We start from the raw sequence: 17,973 nt of genomic DNA, 5'->3' as shown, positions 1-17,973 counted from the left end.
GCTAGACGCTGTGGTTGACGATCGGCTGGGAACGCATCATTTCCAACAACTGGTCCGCGTATTGCTCGACCTGCGCGATGACCTCTGGGGTTGGATTGGTGCGCGACAGGAACAAGCGACGGTACACCGGCATCAGCGGCGTCGCCGCGAGTTGGGCGGCGCGTCTCGGCGTCCAGCCGGCGATCGACGCCGTCTGGCGAATCAAACGCGTACCGACATCGACGCGGCCAAAGGCGGCGACGTTCCAGCCTGACTCGATGATTCTCCAGGCCAACGCCGATCGCAGTTTGGGATCGGCCAGCAAGTCGGCGCGATCCTGCAGACGTTCCGAGATCGCTTGCAACGTTTCGGCAAATCCCAGCGTGCTGTGATTCGACAGGTTTTGCCCATGCACGCGCCGCTGATAGAGCGGTTGGTCGACAATCAGGATGTCGGACCGTGCGGAGAGCGCGAGCAGAAAGTGAAAGTCGGACGCGACGGTAAATCCTTCCCGAACGCCGCCGATCGATCGCCAGGCGTCGCGGCGAAAGCAAAGTCCCGGATAGCCTGCTGCGTACATGCCGTGTCGAACGCAATGGGTGATCGCTTCGCCGCTTGCAAGCTGAAAGACGTCACCAACCAGGCGACGTCGTCTCCAAGTCTGGTCCCGCACAAAACGCCCTTGAGCGACGGTCGCCGCTTTGTCAGGTGCGTGCAGCAGATTGCCCAGCGACACAACACAGTCCACTTGCGGGTTGGCGGCGTATGCTTGCGCCGCTTGTTGGAGACGATCGGCGTGAAACAGATCATCTTGATCGAGGACGGCGATCCAGTCGCCGGTAGCTGCGCTGATGCCGAGATTGGTCGGCTGCGGAGGCCCCCCGCTATTTTGTGCGGTCGAAAGAATCTGCACCGGCGAACCGTGCTCGCCGTTCCACGCTTTGATCTGATCGAGCGAGTCATCCGTCGAGCAGTCATCCACGACGATGATTTCTGCAGCGGGGTGCGACTGCGCGACAATCGATTCAAGCGTTTCAAGCACGAACGGCGCGCCGTTATAATGCGGCACAATCACAGAAATCGAGATTGCAGAATCGTTCACGAGTTCCTCAGCCATGCCGAAACGATCGATTAAGATTGGATTGTTAGCAAAGAGTTAAGTCAGGGTGAAGTCTGGCGCATTCCAGTGGCATCCTCACTCGATATCCCATGCGTGCGAATGCGGTTGAGTATACTCGATCGCTTCCGGGGAACGTTGCGTCATGAAGAAAGTTACGCACTGCTATCCGCTTTGCGATTCGCGCTGTCCGGCGACAGCACGCGATCTGCTTCGGCGGAGTCAACGTATCGAGGCGAAAGGCGAATCGAACGCATGAGTAAAACCGTTCTCGTTACCGGCGGAGCAGGCTTTATCGGCAGTTGTCTGGTGCGACAATTGGTGCTGCAAGATGATCTTACGGTCATTAACCTCGATAAGCTGACCTACGCCGGCAATCTCGATTCCTTGGCCGAGTTGGCGGACGACTCGCGACATATTCTGGTCGAGGGCGATATTTGCGACGCCGATCTGATCGCTCGCTTGCTTGCCGAGTTTCGACCAAACGCGATCTTCAATCTGGCGGCCGAGTCGCACGTCGATCGCTCGATTGATGGGCCGGCGGAATTTGTCGCAACCAACGTCGTAGGGACATTCACTTTGTTAGAAGCCGCCCGAAACTACTGGCGCGAACTTGCCGCAGATCGAGCGGCTGAATTTCGTTTTCTCCAAGTTTCAACGGATGAGGTGTATGGTTCGCTCGGAAAAACAGGGCTCTTTACCGAAGCGACTCCCTATTCGCCGAATTCTCCCTACTCAGCATCCAAAGCTTCCGCCGATCATTTCGTCCGCGCGTATTTTCATACCTTTGGACTGCCGACGCTGACGACCAATTGCTCGAATAACTACGGACCGCGTCAGTTTCCCGAGAAGCTGATTCCGGTAATGATCTTAAACGCGTTAGAAGGCAAGCCGTTGCCGATTTACGGCGACGGACAAAATGTGCGGGATTGGCTCTTTGTCGAAGATCATTGCCGCGCCATTCGTCGCGTGCTGCAGCAAGGAAGGCCCGGCGAGGTCTACAACATCGGGGGCAATTGCGAGCGAACCAATCTAGAGATCGTCACAGCCGTTTGTGCGGCGCTCGACCGGCTTTGTCCTGATCTGGCCCACCGCCCATGTGAAAAGTTGATTACGTTTGTCAAAGATCGACCTGGCCACGATCGACGTTATGCGATCGACGCCGCTAAGATGAAATCCGAACTGCAGTGGAGCCCTGTAGAAACGTTTGAAACAGGCCTCGAAAAGACGATTCGTTGGTACTTGGAACATCGGACTTGGCTCGATCGAATCGCCAGCGGCGGCTACCGCCGAGAACGGCTGGGACTTTGCGAGATCGGAAAAATAGGTTAGGCGATGACGGTGAGTTCATTCCAAAAAGGGATCATCCTGGCAGGCGGATCGGGAACGCGACTTTATCCGTTGACCCGCGCCGTCAGCAAGCAATTGCTGCCGGTGTATGACAAGCCGATGATCTTCTATCCGTTGACCACGCTCATGCTGGCCGGAATTCGCAAAATCTTGGTCATCAGTACGCCTGAGGACATCGGCGGATTTCAGCGATTGCTCAAAGATGGAGCGGAGTGGGGACTGCGCATCGAATACGCCGTTCAACCGAAGCCGGAAGGTTTGGCGCAGGCTTTTGTCATTGGTCGTGATTTCATCGGTGACGATAACGTCGCGATGGTCTTGGGAGACAATCTCTTTTACGGGCAAGGTTTTCAGCAGATCCTCGCGCGCGCCGCAAGTCGCAAGACAGGCGCCACCGTGTTTGGATATCCGGTTCGCGATCCGGAACGCTACGGCGTTGTCGAGTTTGACAACGAGGGACGCGTTGTTTCGCTCGAAGAGAAGCCCCAGAAGCCGAAGTCGAACTACGCCGTGCCGGGGCTCTATTTCTACGACAACAGGATCGTCGAGATTGCCGCCAATCTAAAACCATCCGCACGTGGTGAGTTTGAAATCACCGACGTTAATATCGAGTATCTGCGTCGCGAGCAGTTGCACGTCGAATGTTTTTCGCGCGGGTTCGCCTGGCTGGATACCGGCACCCATGCGTCGCTGATGGAAGCGGGCAATTTTGTGCAAACCGTCGAGAATCGACAGGGGCTAAAGATTGCCTGCGTCGAAGAGGTCGCGTTCAACAAAGGGTTTATTTCGGCCGATCAATTACGAGAACTCGCGCGTCAACTGAATAACGACTACGCCGGCTATCTGCTTCATCTGCTGGAACCGACGATCGGCATGCGTAACGTGAAACACGCTTAAGGGAAATGGGGATCGTGAAAGTAACCGCTACGGCGCTGCCTGAAGTTTGTTGATTGAGCCGCGCGTCTTTCAGGATGAGCGGGGCGAGTTTTTCGAAACGTTTCAAGCGGAACGTTATCGAGGAATCACCTCCGTCGATTTTGTTCAGGACAATTTCTCCCATTCGAAACAGAGCGTGTTGCGTGGGCTTCATTACCAGATCGAATGCCCCCAGGCCAAATTGGTGTCGGTGTTGCAGGGAGAGATTTTCGATGTCGCGGTTGACATTCGGAAAGGTTCCCCCAACTTCGGTAAATGGGTCGGCGTCTCTCTGAGCAGCGAGTGTCGCAAACAGCTGTTTGTGCCGATCGGCTTCGCCCACGGTTTTTGCGTCATCAGCGAATCGGCGGATGTGATTTACAAATGTTCCGACGTTTATCATCCCCCAGGCGAACGGACCATTCAGTGGAACGATCCTGAACTGGCGGTCGAGTGGCCGATCAAAACGCCGCTCCTCTCTCCCAAAGACGCCGTTGCGTTGTCACTAGCCGAAGCGCCTTGTTTCAATATCGGCGTCAAGGATCGCTGCCTAAGCTAATTTGCGATCGTTCAGATATCGCTCGAGTGCGTTGCGCCACGAAGGCATTTCGCGCTGGACGCACGCGGAGTACTTCTCCAGACTCAGCACGCTATAGGCAGGGCGCGGAGCAGCGGCGCCATATTCGGCGGTCGAGATCGGTTGGACAACCGTCGGCTTTCGTGTGAGTGAAAATAAGGTCTGCGCCAGTTCAAACCAGGTCGTGCTTTCTCGGTTGGTGACATGATAAAGTCCTGTCGCTTCTTGCTCGATCAAGCGGAGCACCGCGGCGGCGACATCGACGCAATAGCTGGGAGTGCAGCGTTGGTCGTCAACGACGCGCAGCTCTGGATTGGTCGCGGCCAAGCGGATCATCGTTTCCACAAAATTGCGCATCGTCGGCCCGCCGCCGTAAAGTCCGCAGGTTCGCACGATCAGATTTTCTGGCGTCGCGGCTGCGGCGATTTCGCCTTGTAGTTTCGACTGGGCGTAAATCCCGCGCGGCGACGCAGGAGTCTGCTCGTCGAGGGGACGCTGCGAACCAGCAGCATTGTCAGCAGCGTAGTCGTCAAAGACGTAGTCGGTGCTCAACTGAACCAATCGGATGTTCCGCTCGCGACAATAGCCGGTCATTGTCGCGACGGCCTCAGCATTCGCGCGAAAGCAAGCCTCGGCATCGCTTTCCGCCTTGTCGACGGCCGTGTAGGCGGCGCAATTGATCAAGATGGCCGGGCGGATTTCGCCCAGCGCGTCCAAGATCGACGCATCGGACGCGAGGTTTATGTGGGCACGCGACAGCTGTACGGCGCGGCTTCCCAATTGCCGTGCCAGTTCGCTCCCTAACTGGCCTGCTGATCCGGTGATCGCGATGGTGGTTTTCATCCGCGTTACTGTAGCAATTTCTGTGTAGGGAAGGGATGAGGGATAACGAGGCCGAGGGCGTTTTAACGATTCCGGTTGGTTAAGAAGTCGTTAAAGCCAGAGTCGCGATCCATTGTTGCCGTAGTCTTCGCTAAATCTTCACGACTTCACGACTAGAATAGGAGCTTCCATACCAAGCCTGTGCGACCAGCGGCAAGTTCATCTTCGGAATAGGTGATCGCCGCGCGACGTCGCTTTCGCCGATCCCTTTGCAGCATGCACAAAGCCCTCGATATTTCGGCAACTCGCGATGATAACGCAGCGAGCGACGATTCGAATCACGAGAGCAGTCCGATTCCGTTGGAATGGACGACATATACCCCCGCCACGCCATTGCGCCGCCCGCTTCGACTTTTGTCGCAGATTTTTGGTGACCTTTGGAAGAATCGGGAGTTGACTTGGATACTATTCCAGAGAGATCTGAAGGCCCAATTCCGCCAGAGTTTTCTAGGATACGTTTGGCTGATAATTCCCCCGTTGGGCAGTGCGTTGGTATGGTACTTGTTGAATGCGCAAAAGGTTCTGAACGTCGACACAGGAGAGGTGCCTTACGCCGCGTTTGTTTTGGTGGGAACAACTTTGTGGGCCGCGTTTTCGGCAACTGTAATGGCGCCCATCAGCACGATTACCGCTAATCGTGAGGTCTTGGTTAAGCTGAATGTTTGTCTGGAAGCTTTCATTCTGGCCGGCTTTGCAAGAGTCCTGTTCAATCTCGCGGTAACGGTTGCGGTGCTGTTTTTGACGCTCATCGCGATGAGAGTAGGTTTGCACTGGACGGCAATTTTCTTTCCATTGAGTGCGTTCGCGTTCCTCACTATTGCGTTCGCCGTCGGCATGTGCATTTCACCTTTGGGAGCACTGTATAGCGACATTCAAAACGCTCTATCGCCATTTCTGGCCATTGTGATGTTTACTGCTCCGGTCGTCTTTCCACTTCCTGAAGCAAGCGGGCAGTCGACGGGAGTTCTAGCGACGTTGATGGCCTACAATCCTCTGACGCCGGCTATCGCGTTGTCTCGTGACAACTTGTTTAGCGGAAGCTGGAACTGGTTCTGGCTAACTTTGATCTGGGTTGGGATCAGCGGTTTAGTGCTGTTAAGCAGTTTTGTTGCGCTTCGAGTGGCGAAACCTCATATCATCGCAAGGATGGGCATGTAATGGCCGAGGACGTCTTAATTCTTTGCGAAAACGTCAGCAAAAGATTTTGTCGTGAACTGAAGCAGAGTCTTTGGTATGGCGTCAAAGATATTGCGCATGAAGTCGCGTTCAATCGTCAGAGGCATTTGCCGCAGAACGCGGCGGAAGTTGAATTGCGGCCCGGCGAGTTTTGGGCGAACAAGGATATAAGTTTTGAAGTCAAACGCGGCGAATGCTTGGGCTTGATCGGCCGCAACGGTGCTGGCAAGACGACGCTCTTGAAAATGCTCAACGGCTTGATCAAGCCTGACACCGGCCGCATTGATATGCGTGGCAAGATCAGCGCATTGATTGCACTCGGCGCCGGTTTTAATCCGATCTTGACCGGCCGCGAAAACATTTTTGTGAACGGTTCGATCCTCGGCATGAGCAAACGTCAGATTGCGGATCGACTAGAAGAGATCGTCGACTTCGCTGAGCTCGAGGAATTCATTGACACGCCGGTTCGGAATTATAGTTCTGGCATGCAAGTGAGGCTTGGATTTGCGATATCTGCGGTAATGATCAAGCCGGATGTTCTGTTGCTTGATGAAGTTTTGGCAGTTGGAGACGCAGGATTCAGGTCAAAGTGTTATAACGCGCTGCTGGACCTGGCGCGGGATTCCGCACTTGTAATTATCTCTCATTCCATGCCTCAGATCGCGCGTATGTCGACGCAAGTAATCGTCCTTGAGAAAGGAGCAGTCGCGGCGCACTCTCATTTGGCCGCGGAAGGAATAAACTCCTATTTCCTCCAGTTCGAACCCCCTGAAGCGTTGAAGTCTTGGAGTGAAGCGGCTGAAGTCATTTCCATTTCCGCCGGCGAAAATAGCGTATGCGGCGATGGAACAGTGCTCGTTCTGAATCGACAGCAGAGTCGTTATGTGGATCTGGAACTAAAAGTTTCGGACACCATCGAATCTCTGCTTCTGATATTAACGTTTTACAACCGAGAACAGAGAGGCGTTCTGCGGACAGACTGCCTAGTCGCTACTCGCGTGACAGGAAGATGTATGGTGCGCATCCATTTGAACGAACTCCCGCTTACGCCTGGGAGCTATCAGCTTCACCTCATGGTGTGCGACTCGGCGGATCCGCGAAGACCGCGGCACTTAGCGCGTTATGACCCATTTTGTGGTGTCTCAGTAGAGAGTGAAAATCAGTTGGATCATACGGTTACGTGTCCTGTATCACAACAAGCGACGGGTGAAATACTCAATGTCTTGCGGTGATAGTTTTTGAGGGCCGAGAATCATGCCTGCATTGAAATCAGATTTATCCCTAAGGAGAGCTTTAGGATTTCAAGGTAGGACGTGGGGCAAATGCGTTCTCGCAATCATTTCTGGAAATATGTGGATTGACGATGAGATTTAGCTTTCTGGGCATATCCGTTTGTATTGAACGAAACGATAGGAGAAGCCGAGCGTTCAGCAATGTTAAGATTGATGGAGCAGCAACTTACAAACTTCACTTCGGCCCGGGACCAAACTGGTCAAAACCTGATGTAACCTGGTTGGCTGTTGACGCTGACCCTCGTCGTGGTGATCTGGTTGTGGACTGGAACCAATGCCAAAGGCTTCCAATTCGTGACAGCGGAGTGAGTCACATTTACGGAAGTCATGTCTTTGAACACATGTCAATTTTCGCCGCACCACGAATATTCAAGGAATGCTTTCGCGTCTTGAGTTCACAAGGCGTAATGAGGCTCGTTCTTCCTGACGCTCGGAAATCTGTGGAGAAGTATCTCGAAGGTGAGGATGGGTTTGAACTCTTCAGGCGGCGAAGGGAACGCGCGATGCATCGTGGAGTCTCCTATACCCGTTGGGAATGCATGCGTGAGTGCTTTTTGTCCGCGAGTCAGCAACAAAAAGTACTGGGGAGCGAAACGCTAGCTCATCAGAATGCCTGGGATTTTGAGACAATTGAAAGAGATCTTTTGCGTGTAGGGTTCTCGTCTGTTGAGCAAAGTGCGTTCCAGTCTTCCGGGCAGTCTGCGTTCTCCTTTGAAGGATGTTTTGAAAGTGAAGCAAATGAAGATTATCGTTCGCTTTATGTAGAGGCAACAAAGTCGTAAAAGTGCGACTCGTATCGGCCTTGCCTTTTAATCGAGGTAAATAACGGGGACTGTCAAGTGACGTGGCGCTTGAGCTTATAGAAAAGGTCGTTTACCTGTTCCGTTCTTGTTGTTAACGCGGATCGTGAAATTTGGCGGTTTGCTTTCAGCCGACTGGTTAGTCCGACGGCCGACATTTCGACGGATCGTGTTTTTGTTTGAGCCTATCGGATTCAAAACCGCTGTCGCGCAGACTTCCTAAGTACCTTTATTCGGACGCCGCAATCGAAGAATAGCAACATGAGAGCGTTTTTTTATAAACTTGCGGATTACGGATATCGCGTTTTTCGCTGTCGGACCTCTATGGCTCACGCTCCGCGTTGGGAACCGAGCCAGCTTTTGGATCGCGAAAGTAGTGGTCGTCAGATAGCCCACGTAGCCGCGTTTACCGCCCAGGGAAGCAACGCGGGTGACATACTTTTACCTGCTGTGCTGCGAGATGCGATCACATTTTATGGCGGTGGTATCGATTGGAAGGCAATTCATGCTCGATCCGCCGTGGATGAGTCGACCATCGACGAAATTAACTCTACGCAGGGGTTGATCATCGGCGGCGGGGGACTGTTTCTAAGGGACACAAACGCCAATCAGATTAGTGGTTGGCAATGGCCATGTTCAGTCGAGCAAATCAAGAGGATTCGCGTTCCGTTTTGTGCCATGGGAGTTGGCTACAACCGCTTTCGAGGCCAGGCTGATTTTGACCCCGTGTTTACTGATAACATCCGTGTGTTTGTCGAGCGAGCGCAATTCGTCGGCCTCCGTAACACGGGCAGTATGAACTCCATTCGCAGCTACCTGCCAACCGAGTTACACAGCAAAATTCGTTTCCAACCATGTCTTACGACATTGATTGCAAAGTTGTACCCGCACCTGATCTTGAGAGAATCAGAGAGTTCTTTTTTGGCGCTTAACTGCGCGTTCGACCGACCCGAGTTGCGCTATGGGAATGACAAGGAAAGTATTCTGAAGAGCATTTCCCAGGGGGTTAAAACAGTTGCCGATCGCTTCGGATTAAGCATCAAGTATTATTCCCATTACAGTGCTGACGAAGAGATGATACCCGTATTGCGCTCTCAAGGAATCGATTGTGAAGTGGTTGACCTGAGCAAATTCGATTCGCGTGAGATAATTGCGGCGTATAGCGAACCCGCGCTCGCAATTGGTATGCGAGGTCACTCCCAAATGATTCCTTTTGGATGTAATACGCCAATTCTGTCGCTCATCTCACACGATAAACTTCAGTGGTTTTTGGACGACATAAATCGGAGTGAATGGGGCGTGGATTTGCATCAAGCCAATATTGCTGAGCAGATCATTGAACGAGGGAGCCAAATCCTGAGCGCGCCTTCCATCGTGGCGGAATTTTTGGAAGAGTCACAATCCTCGCTGTGGGAAGTTGCAAGAGGTAGCATCACAGAGTTCCTCGGATGCATGCCGATTGCGAAGGAGTTGGGATCTTGTCATTTGCAAGAGAAAAACAATGAATCCGTTTGAAAGAGATGGCTATTCGGTCATTCGAAGTCTTTTGACGGAGAAAGAGATCACGGAATATCGCCAACAGATTCAAAGGCTCTCGGGCATTTGCGACACCGACTATAAAAATAAAGTGTTTGCTTGCCCGGACGGCGTAAGCAGGAATCGTGAGTTTTGGCCGTTGATTTATAGTGATCGGCTAGTTTCTGAGGTGGAGAAGTTGTCTGGGCGTTCAGTTCGCTACACCCAACATTCCGATCTCCATGCACACCGTACCGGTGGATGGCACCGCGATTGCGCATGTCGTCAATTTGGCGTTGGGCCAGATTGGGATGAGCGCGAAGAGCCCTATCAAGTTGTCCGGGTTGCGATCTACCTGCAAAGCTACGAAGAAAGTGGTTCTGCACTGGGTGTCGTGCCGGGCAGTCACCGTTACGAAAAAGCGCTATCCGATCGAGAATGGAAAATATGGTTGCGCCGGACGCGGGGCTCTCTTTTCAATCGGATAAGCCGGCAAATCCAAGGATTGCCGCTAGTTGATATTCCGCCGCGTCGGATGACTATGTGGACAAAGCCTGCTCAAGATATCGCAACCGATGAACCGACGCAGCCCGTTTGGATTCCAACCGGCCCAGGTGATTGCGTTATTTTTGATCAACGACTTTATCATTCGGCGTCAAATATCTTTGGCCCAAAATACGCGATCTATCTCTCGTACTCTCCTGAGAACAGGCACTCCCGCAATCATATGGGGTATTATCGGCACATCCGAACAGACTTAGGCTATTCGGAGCTAGAGCCAGAACTCATCGAGAGGCTCAAGCAAAGAGGATTGTACATGGATGCTCCGCCACCAGACAAAGTCGATCGCTTCTTTGCAAACGGCTTGCAACGGATTGATGCTAAGTAATGTTTCTTGGCATCCTTCCAGTTCGAGGGACGCCAATAGATCGCCGCAGAAGAACGTGTCGCCGATCGGGTAAGCCCTGGATTGCCTGGACAAAGGAGCAGTAAGACTTGGAAGATGAAGGCTTAATAGTGAAGCAGCACCTAGCGATAGACCAGGTTGCACGCGATGAAGCAGTCATACTCGGTTGCGGTTCGTCAATCTTGCAATTGACGGAGGAAGAACGCGCGTATGTCAATTCTTGTTCCGTCCGGATTGCGATCAACAAATTCGCCGCGTTTCATCACGACGTTGGTATCGCTCCGACGCATCTTTTCTTTCTCGACGCCTATGACGTCGCGTGTGCAAATTGGTTGCAATTCGCATCATCCGAAATTCTTCATCGCCAACTGTCAGGCGTGACGTTTGTTATTTCGGATACGCTTCGTGATCGTCTGCGAATGTGCGATCCAAGTGACTATCGGCGACTTGAGGAGGCTGGTTACTTCGGTTCGCTTACCAAGAATCCGTTTGGCTGGAGACGGATCCTAAAAGAACCTCGCAATTTAAATCGCATTCTGGTCCCCGAGTCGGGGCTGTTTCAATTTGTTTCGCACCACCACTCGATGGTCGGCGGGGAATGGGCGCAGACGCTGGATCAGCCGCTGTTCCATTTTCGGGGGAGTTTAACGAGCGCACTCAACTACTTGTCGATTTCGTATCCCGGCAAAACGGTAACGCTGGTCGGAACCGATTTCAATCAAGGGACCAGCTTCTTTGAAGATCGCTTGAAGGATGTCTCGTTTGCGTATGAAGACTGGACCACAGACATCGTTCGCAAAGCAGGGCGCCACTATAGCGCAATCGAGATTCGAGGGGGAACGATGTTCGATCGATTTGTCTTTATCGTCGATCGGATGCTGAAGTCAGGTAACCGACTCCGTTGCACTAATCCGGAAAGTTTGCTCGTAACAAGAGGCGTTATCCCGTTTCAGCCAATCGTCGAAACGTCATGTGACAACGCCTGGCAAGCGGGAATCGTGTCGGAAGAGAATTGTACGCCAGTTGCTCATAAGGAGGTCTGGCGTCAGTGCATGGCGGTCACCGAGAAGTTGATCGATTTGGAAATGCGCACGCTGGAACTTCAGCAGAAGTCCGAAGAACTCGAAAGCATTAAGAATTCCTGGAGTTGGCTTATTGGGACTACGTTAACTTGGCCAGTAGGCCAGCTGGTCGAACGTATTTCTACTATCCGAAGGCATCTGACGAAAAAACCGGTCCGTAGACAATTGAAATGAACAACACGACTCCATCCACTTGGGCGATCATACCAGCACGCGGCGGGTCGGTAACGATTCCGCGCAAGAATCTGATCTCGATCGCCGGCAAGCCGTTAATCGTTTGGACCATCGAAGCGGCCCGCAGTGCGGCGACAGTCGAACGGGTAATCGTCACTACCGATGATGGTGAAATCGCCGATGTCAGCCGGAAGGCAGGCGCTGAGGTGGTGGTACGCCCTGAGGCGCTCAGCGGACCGGATGCGTCGTCCGAGTCGGCTCTCATGCATGTGCTTGAAACCTATCTAGCTGATGGGAAGTCATTGCCGGATTCGATTGCCTTCCTTCAGTGCACTTCGCCGTTGACGCGAGCCGAAGATATCGACGGCACGGTTGGGGCTCTCTACCGAGATAAGGCTGATACGGCGCTTGCCGTCGTTCCGTTTCATTACTTCCTTTGGAAGAAGGGAGCGTCCGCGGATGCGGAAGGGGTCAACCACGATAAAAGCGCACGTTTGTTGCGACAACAACGCGAACAGGAATACTTGGAAGCGGGCGCAGTTTACGTAATGCGCACGAAAGGGTTTCTGGAACGTCGCTTCCGGTTCTTCGGTAAGACGGCGATGTATGAGATGCCGATTCGCCGCCGCTGGGAAATTGACGAATCGGACGATATTCCCATCGTCGAGGCGTTATTAGCGGTCGATGCATCCCGTTTAGCGGAGAGCGCAGGGCGCGTGCGGCGGTTTCCGCGGGTGCAAGACGTTGACGCGGTCGTCTTCGATTTCGATGGCGTATTCACCGACAATAAGGTCCACGTGAATGCTGACGGAACAGAGACGGTGGTCTGCAATCGGGCGGACGGGCTTGGATTGGGATTGCTGAGAGAGACCGGCGTACCGCTGTTGGTGCTGTCGAAAGAACGTAATACGATCGCGAGCGTCCGTTGTAAGAAACTCGACATTCCTTGCCAGCTAGGAATCGACGACAAGCTGACCTTTCTCAAAGCTTGGGTGGAGGAGCGGGGATTCGCATTGCAGCGAATTGTCTATGTCGGAAATGACGTGAATGATGTCGAGTGCCTGGACGCTGTCGGCTATGGTGCGATCGTTGCCGACGCCGAGGCTGCGTTGTTCTCGGAGGGACGATATGTGCTTCGTCGCGCCGGAGGCGAAGGCGCTGTTCGCGAAGTTTGCGATTTTCTTCTCCGCCAAGATGCGTGATATCGATCAGTAACGCTATTTACCCATGTGACACCTAGAACCACATTATTCGCAAACGGGACGAACGCATGTTGACGATAGGTCGACGCGCTGTCGGTAAAGGACAGCCAGCATACATCATCGGCGAGATCGGGTTGAACCATAACGGCGACATCGAGATCGCGAAGAAACTAATCGACGTCGCTGCGTTCGCAGGCTGTGACGCCGTAAAATTTCAAAAACGGGATCCCGAAACGTGCGTTCCTCCGGAACAGCGCAACGTGCTTCGCGAAACTCCCTGGGGCACGATGACCTATCTTGAGTACCGCCATGCCGTAGAGTTCGGCGAGGATCAGTACGCAGAGATCGACCGATATTGCAAAGCCAAGGAAATCGACTGGTTCGTTTCGTGTTGGGACGCATCGTCGGTTGGCTTTACGGAGAAATTTTCACCGGTCTGCTACAAGATTGCGTCGGCCACGCTTACGGATCTATCGCTGATGCGAAGAATTGCGTCTACCCGGCGTCCCGTCATGCTTTCAACTGGCATGTCGACAATGGAGGAAATCGACGCAGCTGTCAACGTTTTTGATCGAGAGCAACTATTGATCGCCCATGCCACAAGCGCCTATCCCTGCAAAGCGGAAGAGATCAATCTGCGGATGATCCACGTGTTGCGAGATACCTACGCCGATGTTCCGATCGGATATTCTGGGCATGAAGTCGGTCTGCAGATTACGCTCGCCGCCGTTGCGTTGGGGGCGGCGTTCGTCGAGCGTCATATCACTTTGGATCGCACCATGTGGGGTTCGGACCATGCCGCGTCGGTCGAACCTCAGGGATTGATACGGCTCTGCCGGGACATCCGCGTCATCGAACAAGCGATGGGGGACGGAGTCAAACGCGTGTATGATAGCGAACTACCGATTCGAAAGAAGCTGCGTCGGGTTGGAATTGCCGATCTGCAAGGTCAAGCCAAGTGATTTGACTGGCGAGATTGACGGCGTCCGCTACGGTTTATACTTGCAGTAAGATGCGAGATTCCAAATCGCAATTGCCAATGCTGGGTAGCAGTCGTTCCTTTCAGACGATCTGCCTGATGGTGATAACGGTTAGTTGGTTCAAGCGACAAAAGTTTTCTTCCGCTTTGTCTCGAATAATCCGTTCGTGATCAGTGTTTTCCGGGGTGTAGCGGGCCTAGGTGAACGACGGGTTTGCGGAGGTTATGGCAGACTGCCGTGGCGATGTCGACTTATCGCGTCATCAAGGCGATGGGCATCGCCCCACGTCGAATTACGTAGCGCGTGCGATGGCCGTTCCTTGGGGACCCCGTAGGGATTAACGATGCGATTAATAATCAAACTTCACTTGCAAATCTATGGTGCAGTGAAGAAAATTCTACGGAATTTGTGGGGCGTTTTCCGTCGCGGCGCACTGCTAATCGCTGATGTCAGCCGTGCACTATTTCTCTGGTATTTGCTTGGCATGCGTCCCCGGTTTGACCCTCTTCCCGATGAAGAGTTGACGCGGCGTTTGGCCAAGTATCGTAGTTCACGTTCGCCCAAGCGGGTGGTTGTCTATACGGCGCTGGTCGGTGGTTACGATGATCTGATAACGCCCGAATTTCTGAATGACGACTACGATTTTGTCTGCTTTTCAGACTCGATGATCGAAGGCGACCATCCCTGGAAGATCGTGCCGATCGATTACCACAACGCGGATCAAACGCGGATCTCCCGATTCTATAAGCTGCATCCGCATTACTTCTTTGTCGATTACGACGTGGCGATTTGGATCGACGCGAACATCCTTATTCGTGAGGATATGGGATCGCTTGTCGACCGGTTTCAATGCGGCTCGAACTTGATCGCTACCTTTGAGCATCCCGATCGCAATTGTCTCTTTGATGAAATTCAAGCGTGCTCGAAGTGGTCCAAGGATGATGCCGAGCTCCTCAAAAAGCAGCGGCGGCGTTATCTTCAAGCGGGGGTCCCGCGCGGGCTTGGTTTGCCGGAGACGAATGTTTTTATGTCGAAGCCGGGCGACCCGCGGACGGTCGAGTTTTTTGAGCGGTGGTGGAAGGAAATGGATAACGGGTCCCGTCGGGATCAAGTGTCGGTGATGCCGGTGCTGCATGCGATGGGGGAGGACTTCACCCGCTTGGTCGACAGTCGCGAGCAGACGGCGCGGCACGATACGAAGCGATTTCTCCTCTTTTCTCACAAGCGTGGCTGGGCGTTTCTCCGCAAACTGAATTACCGTGTTCCGGCGTTCCTGCGTGATGCCTATGCGAACGCGACTAAGCGTTGGTGGGAGCAGGCCAAGGGGGGCGAACTGAAGAACGCCGCCTTTTTGCAGTTCCGTTCTCGCTTTGTCGATATCGTGATTCCTGTGCATAACGCTATCGATGATGTGAAAGCTTGTCTGGAATCGGTTGCTCCGACCCTGGAGGCGAATCACCGCCTGATTATTGTGGACGACGGGTCTGACGCGCCGACGCGTGATTACCTGCAAGACTTTGCCGCGGGAAGAGAGAACGTCACCCTGATTCGGCATGATTTGGCGCAGCGCTATACCAAGGCGGCCAATGCTGGACTTCGCGCTTCGACAGCAGAGTACGTCGTATTGCTCAATAGCGACACGATCGTTCCGCCGCAGTGGTTGCTAAAGCTGCTCCATTGTGCCGAATCGGCGGATGAAATCGGCATTGTGGGGCCTCTTTCCAACGCCGCAAGTTGGCAGTCGATTCCAGAAATGCTGGACGCATGGGGCAGCATGGTGGTCAATGCGCTGCCTGGCGATAAGTCGGTTTCCGACATGGATGCGCTTTGTCAGGACCTGTCGCTTGACGCATTTCCTCGCGTGCACCTGATTAACGGATTTTGCTTTTGCATCAAACGGCGGGTGATCGAGAAGATTGGCTACCTGGACGAAGAAACGTTCCCTAAAGGGTATGGCGAAGAGAATGACTACTGCTTCCGAGCGACCGACGCTGGGTTCGTGCACGCCGTCGCTACCCATACGTACGTCTATCACGCGAAATCAAAAAGCTACACCTCGGCGGTGCGTCTGGTGCTGTCGGCGGAGTCTGCGGAAAATTTGACGCGCAAGTACGATGCAGCTCGAATTCAAAGATCCGTCAAATCCGATCAAACGCATCCTTTGATTGAACGGATGCGAAATGAAGTTCAGGGAGAACTGCAGGCAGGGAAAGCCGCCTCGAATTGACAGTCGCTGGCCAGAGCTTTGAAGCAAGGCCAGCGGTTGGGGGAATCCTCTCCGTTCCCTTTCTCGAAGACGATTCAACACTGGGTTTCTTGCAGGCCGTCCGACTTTTGGAACGGAGCATGGCCGCCGAGATGAAGAGTGGTTCAGTTTGGCGCGTTGGAAGAAGTCAGAGCGCGACGGAAGAGTGTTCCGTATCGCTGATAGTCGTTGTAGTCGACGGCCTGACGCGTCCACTTCGCTAGTTCTTGATCGTACCGCGTTCGCATCTCCTGAAGTACCGGTTGGCTCGTGGGCTTGTCGGCCAGATTGGTAAGTTCGAGCGGATCGTTCTTCGTATCGAACAATTCTTCGACAGGCTTCATTTGGTCATCGGCGTACCACCAGTAGGTGTATTTGTATTGCGGCGTCAGGCAACTCAGACTGTGTGTGGGGAGTGGGCCGTACACGTTGATGAAGGCCAGCTGATCGTGTCCTCCAGTTTTCGGGTCCTGTAGCAACGGCAGAAGGCTTGTTCCGTCCATGTTGGCAGGAATCGGCAGGCCGGCTAGCTCGAGAATCGTGGGGGCAAAGTCGATATTGCCGGTGAGTTGATCGCAGCGCAAGTGTTTGCCGTTAAGCGGACTGCGGGGGTCGTAGATTATCAGCGGAACACGAGAGGATTCTTCCATGGGCAGAACCTTCGAGCCGTATCCATGCGAGCCGCAGATGTAGCCGTTATCGCTGGTGTAGATGACAACGGTGTTATCCGCAACGCCCTGGGCCGCGAGTTCGTCGCGAATCATGCCGAGGGCTACATCGATACCGTAGACCTGCTGATGGTACTTCGCCATTTCTCCGTCGTAGTCGGTATCGTACTTCCACTCGATGAATCGCGGGAATTGCCGTCCTGACTTGCTTTGTGGGGCAAGATGCTCACCAAATTCACGGCCAAAATTATCAGGCTTGGTGAATTTCTTGCCGGCGTAAACTTCGTTGAATCGCGGGTCAGGAGTCGCCGGTTTGTGAGGAGCTTTAAAACTGATCGACAAGCAGAACGGCTTTTTCTGCTCGACCGATTGGCGAATCACATCCTGGGCGAATGCTCCGTACGATAAGGTCGAGTGAGGGTACTTGGTTGCGTATTTCTTCATCGACTTGTTGTTGGCCGTCCGGTAGTCGGTTTGGCCAGGACTGCCGCCCCAGAAATCAAAATCCTCTTCGCAGAGTCCTTTGCCTTCCACCACGATTCCAAACTTGCCTGCAAACGCCGTTAGATAGCCTGCTTTTCGCAGCAGCACTGGATATGACTTTTCCCAGACATCGGCATGCATGTCGCCGTGGTCGAAATTACAGCCGGTCTTGTATTCATACATGCCGGCGAAGACGTTCGCACGGCTGGCCATACAGATGGCGGTCGTGTTGTAATGTTTGTCGAAGACGATTCCATCCCGGCCAAGCTGGTCCATGTTGGGCGTCGTGACGTCTTTATTTCCATAGCAGCCGACGGAATAGGTCGATTGATCGTCTGCGAAAAGAAAAATGATGTTGGGACGTGACCTTGGTATTTCTTCCGCCGTGACCAGTGGAAGTAATGCTTCCGGCACGATGAGCGAAACGCAGACCAGCAAAAGAATTCTGAGGTTGTTCATTGGGTGCTATTCACTCTCTGAAAGCTACGTCGACAATCCGAACCTTCGTGAAATTCTACTCGTTCCGCCTGCGCTGCGAAAAGTCGACCTATGAGCCGCAACGCGCCGCGACTGTCGGGACGGGATACATGCGTGCGTACGCCAGAAAAGCGGCGTTTTCCGCACAAGAG

Annotated in this window: 15 protein-coding genes; 12 read left to right on the top strand and 3 right to left on the bottom strand. The window is 53.4% G+C overall.

The genetic code is table 11. The features are described from left to right. Position 1: 1 nt before the first annotated feature. Positions 2-1,081, bottom strand: a complete 1,080-nt coding sequence (locus DSM3645_RS17595) for a glycosyltransferase family 2 protein (RefSeq protein WP_161603383.1) — start codon at positions 1,079-1,081, stop codon at positions 2-4. A gap of 270 nt (positions 1,082-1,351) precedes the next feature. Here DSM3645_RS17595 and rfbB point away from each other — a divergent pair, with 270 nt between their 5' ends. The 3 genes from rfbB to rfbC are packed head-to-tail and all read left to right on the top strand — an operon-like array spanning position 1,352 to position 3,920. Further along, complete coding sequence (gene rfbB, locus DSM3645_RS17590; protein ID WP_002653618.1) at positions 1,352-2,428, top strand: dTDP-glucose 4,6-dehydratase; 1,077 nt, start codon at positions 1,352-1,354, stop codon at positions 2,426-2,428. Positions 2,429-2,431: 3 nt separating this feature from the next. Continuing rightward, positions 2,432-3,343 carry a glucose-1-phosphate thymidylyltransferase RfbA gene (rfbA, locus tag DSM3645_RS17585; protein ID WP_002653617.1) on the top strand — a complete coding sequence of 304 codons (912 nt, stop codon included), beginning with the start codon at positions 2,432-2,434 and terminating at the stop codon, positions 3,341-3,343. A 46-nt stretch (positions 3,344-3,389) separates the two neighbouring features. After that, positions 3,390-3,920: a dTDP-4-dehydrorhamnose 3,5-epimerase gene (gene rfbC / locus DSM3645_RS17580; protein WP_002653616.1), complete on the top strand. Its 531-nt coding sequence runs from the start codon at positions 3,390-3,392 to the stop codon at positions 3,918-3,920. Here the strand turns inward: rfbC and rfbD are convergent. After that, complete coding sequence (gene rfbD, locus DSM3645_RS17575; protein ID WP_002653615.1) at positions 3,912-4,781, bottom strand: dTDP-4-dehydrorhamnose reductase; 870 nt, start codon at positions 4,779-4,781, stop codon at positions 3,912-3,914. The genes rfbC and rfbD overlap by 9 nt on opposite strands. A 255-nt stretch (positions 4,782-5,036) precedes the next feature. Here rfbD and DSM3645_RS17570 point away from each other — a divergent pair, with 255 nt between their 5' ends. From DSM3645_RS17570 to DSM3645_RS28585, 9 genes are all read left to right on the top strand, one after another. Continuing rightward, positions 5,037-5,978, top strand: coding sequence for an ABC transporter permease (locus DSM3645_RS17570; protein ID WP_002653614.1), 942 nt, complete (start codon positions 5,037-5,039; stop codon positions 5,976-5,978). Further along, the gene (locus DSM3645_RS17565) at positions 5,978-7,228 is read left to right on the top strand and encodes an ABC transporter ATP-binding protein (protein ID WP_002653613.1); all 1,251 of its coding nucleotides are present in this window, start codon (positions 5,978-5,980) and stop codon (positions 7,226-7,228) included. The genes DSM3645_RS17570 and DSM3645_RS17565 overlap by 1 nt, the downstream gene beginning before the upstream one ends. A gap of 131 nt (positions 7,229-7,359) precedes the next feature. Continuing rightward, complete coding sequence (locus DSM3645_RS30255; protein ID WP_131282676.1) at positions 7,360-8,070, top strand: class I SAM-dependent methyltransferase; 711 nt, start codon at positions 7,360-7,362, stop codon at positions 8,068-8,070. Between the two features lie 378 nt (positions 8,071-8,448). Further along, positions 8,449-9,603, top strand: a complete 1,155-nt coding sequence (locus tag DSM3645_RS17555; protein ID WP_161603382.1) for a polysaccharide pyruvyl transferase family protein — start codon at positions 8,449-8,451, stop codon at positions 9,601-9,603. Next, positions 9,590-10,492 (top strand): phytanoyl-CoA dioxygenase family protein, encoded by a 903-nt coding sequence (locus DSM3645_RS17550; RefSeq protein ID WP_002653609.1) that lies wholly within the window; start codon positions 9,590-9,592, stop codon positions 10,490-10,492. Before DSM3645_RS17555 ends, DSM3645_RS17550 begins: the two co-directional genes overlap by 14 nt. A gap of 128 nt (positions 10,493-10,620) precedes the next feature. After that, positions 10,621-11,766 carry a hypothetical protein gene (locus tag DSM3645_RS17545; RefSeq protein ID WP_131282674.1) on the top strand — a complete coding sequence of 382 codons (1,146 nt, stop codon included), beginning with the start codon at positions 10,621-10,623 and terminating at the stop codon, positions 11,764-11,766. Then, positions 11,763-12,968: an acylneuraminate cytidylyltransferase gene (locus DSM3645_RS17540; RefSeq protein ID WP_002653607.1), complete on the top strand. Its 1,206-nt coding sequence runs from the start codon at positions 11,763-11,765 to the stop codon at positions 12,966-12,968. Before DSM3645_RS17545 ends, DSM3645_RS17540 begins: the two co-directional genes overlap by 4 nt. 68 nt (positions 12,969-13,036) lie before the next feature. Further along, positions 13,037-13,930 (top strand): N-acetylneuraminate synthase family protein, encoded by an 894-nt coding sequence (locus DSM3645_RS17535; protein ID WP_002653606.1) that lies wholly within the window; start codon positions 13,037-13,039, stop codon positions 13,928-13,930. Positions 13,931-14,291: 361 nt separating this feature from the next. Beyond that, a complete protein-coding gene (locus DSM3645_RS28585) occupies positions 14,292-16,175 on the top strand; it encodes a glycosyltransferase (protein WP_081444875.1) in 1,884 nt (627 codons plus the stop codon). A 143-nt stretch (positions 16,176-16,318) separates the two neighbouring features. Here the strand turns inward: DSM3645_RS28585 and DSM3645_RS17525 are convergent, their stop codons facing one another. After that, the gene (locus DSM3645_RS17525; protein ID WP_002653604.1) at positions 16,319-17,803 is read right to left on the bottom strand and encodes a sulfatase family protein; all 1,485 of its coding nucleotides are present in this window, start codon (positions 17,801-17,803) and stop codon (positions 16,319-16,321) included. Positions 17,804-17,973: the final 170 nt, after the last annotated feature.

This window comes from Blastopirellula marina DSM 3645, assembly GCF_000153105.1.
In the GTDB taxonomy this organism is placed as follows: Bacteria; Planctomycetota; Planctomycetia; order Pirellulales; family Pirellulaceae; genus Blastopirellula; species Blastopirellula marina.
This window is presented reverse-complemented; position numbering and strand designations above follow the sequence as displayed.

Excerpts from the sequence above, each read along its gene's own strand:
- DSM3645_RS17535 (WP_002653606.1), top strand. The coding sequence starts at position 13,037 with ATGTTGACGATAGGTCGACGCGCTGTCGGTAAAGGACAGCCAGCATAC.
- DSM3645_RS17540 (WP_002653607.1), top strand. The coding sequence starts at position 11,763 with ATGAACAACACGACTCCATCCACTTGGGCGATCATACCAGCACGCGGC.
- rfbB (WP_002653618.1), top strand. The coding sequence starts at position 1,352 with ATGAGTAAAACCGTTCTCGTTACCGGCGGAGCAGGCTTTATCGGCAGT.
- DSM3645_RS17570 (WP_002653614.1), top strand. The coding sequence starts at position 5,037 with ATGCACAAAGCCCTCGATATTTCGGCAACTCGCGATGATAACGCAGCG.
- DSM3645_RS30255 (WP_131282676.1), top strand. The coding sequence starts at position 7,360 with ATGAGATTTAGCTTTCTGGGCATATCCGTTTGTATTGAACGAAACGAT.
- DSM3645_RS17565 (WP_002653613.1), top strand. The coding sequence starts at position 5,978 with ATGGCCGAGGACGTCTTAATTCTTTGCGAAAACGTCAGCAAAAGATTT.
- rfbD (WP_002653615.1), bottom strand. The coding sequence starts at position 4,781 with ATGAAAACCACCATCGCGATCACCGGATCAGCAGGCCAGTTAGGGAGC.
- DSM3645_RS17550 (WP_002653609.1), top strand. The coding sequence starts at position 9,590 with ATGAATCCGTTTGAAAGAGATGGCTATTCGGTCATTCGAAGTCTTTTG.
- DSM3645_RS28585 (WP_081444875.1), top strand. The coding sequence starts at position 14,292 with ATGCGATTAATAATCAAACTTCACTTGCAAATCTATGGTGCAGTGAAG.
- DSM3645_RS17525 (WP_002653604.1), bottom strand. The coding sequence starts at position 17,803 with ATGAACAACCTCAGAATTCTTTTGCTGGTCTGCGTTTCGCTCATCGTG.
- rfbA (WP_002653617.1), top strand. The coding sequence starts at position 2,432 with ATGACGGTGAGTTCATTCCAAAAAGGGATCATCCTGGCAGGCGGATCG.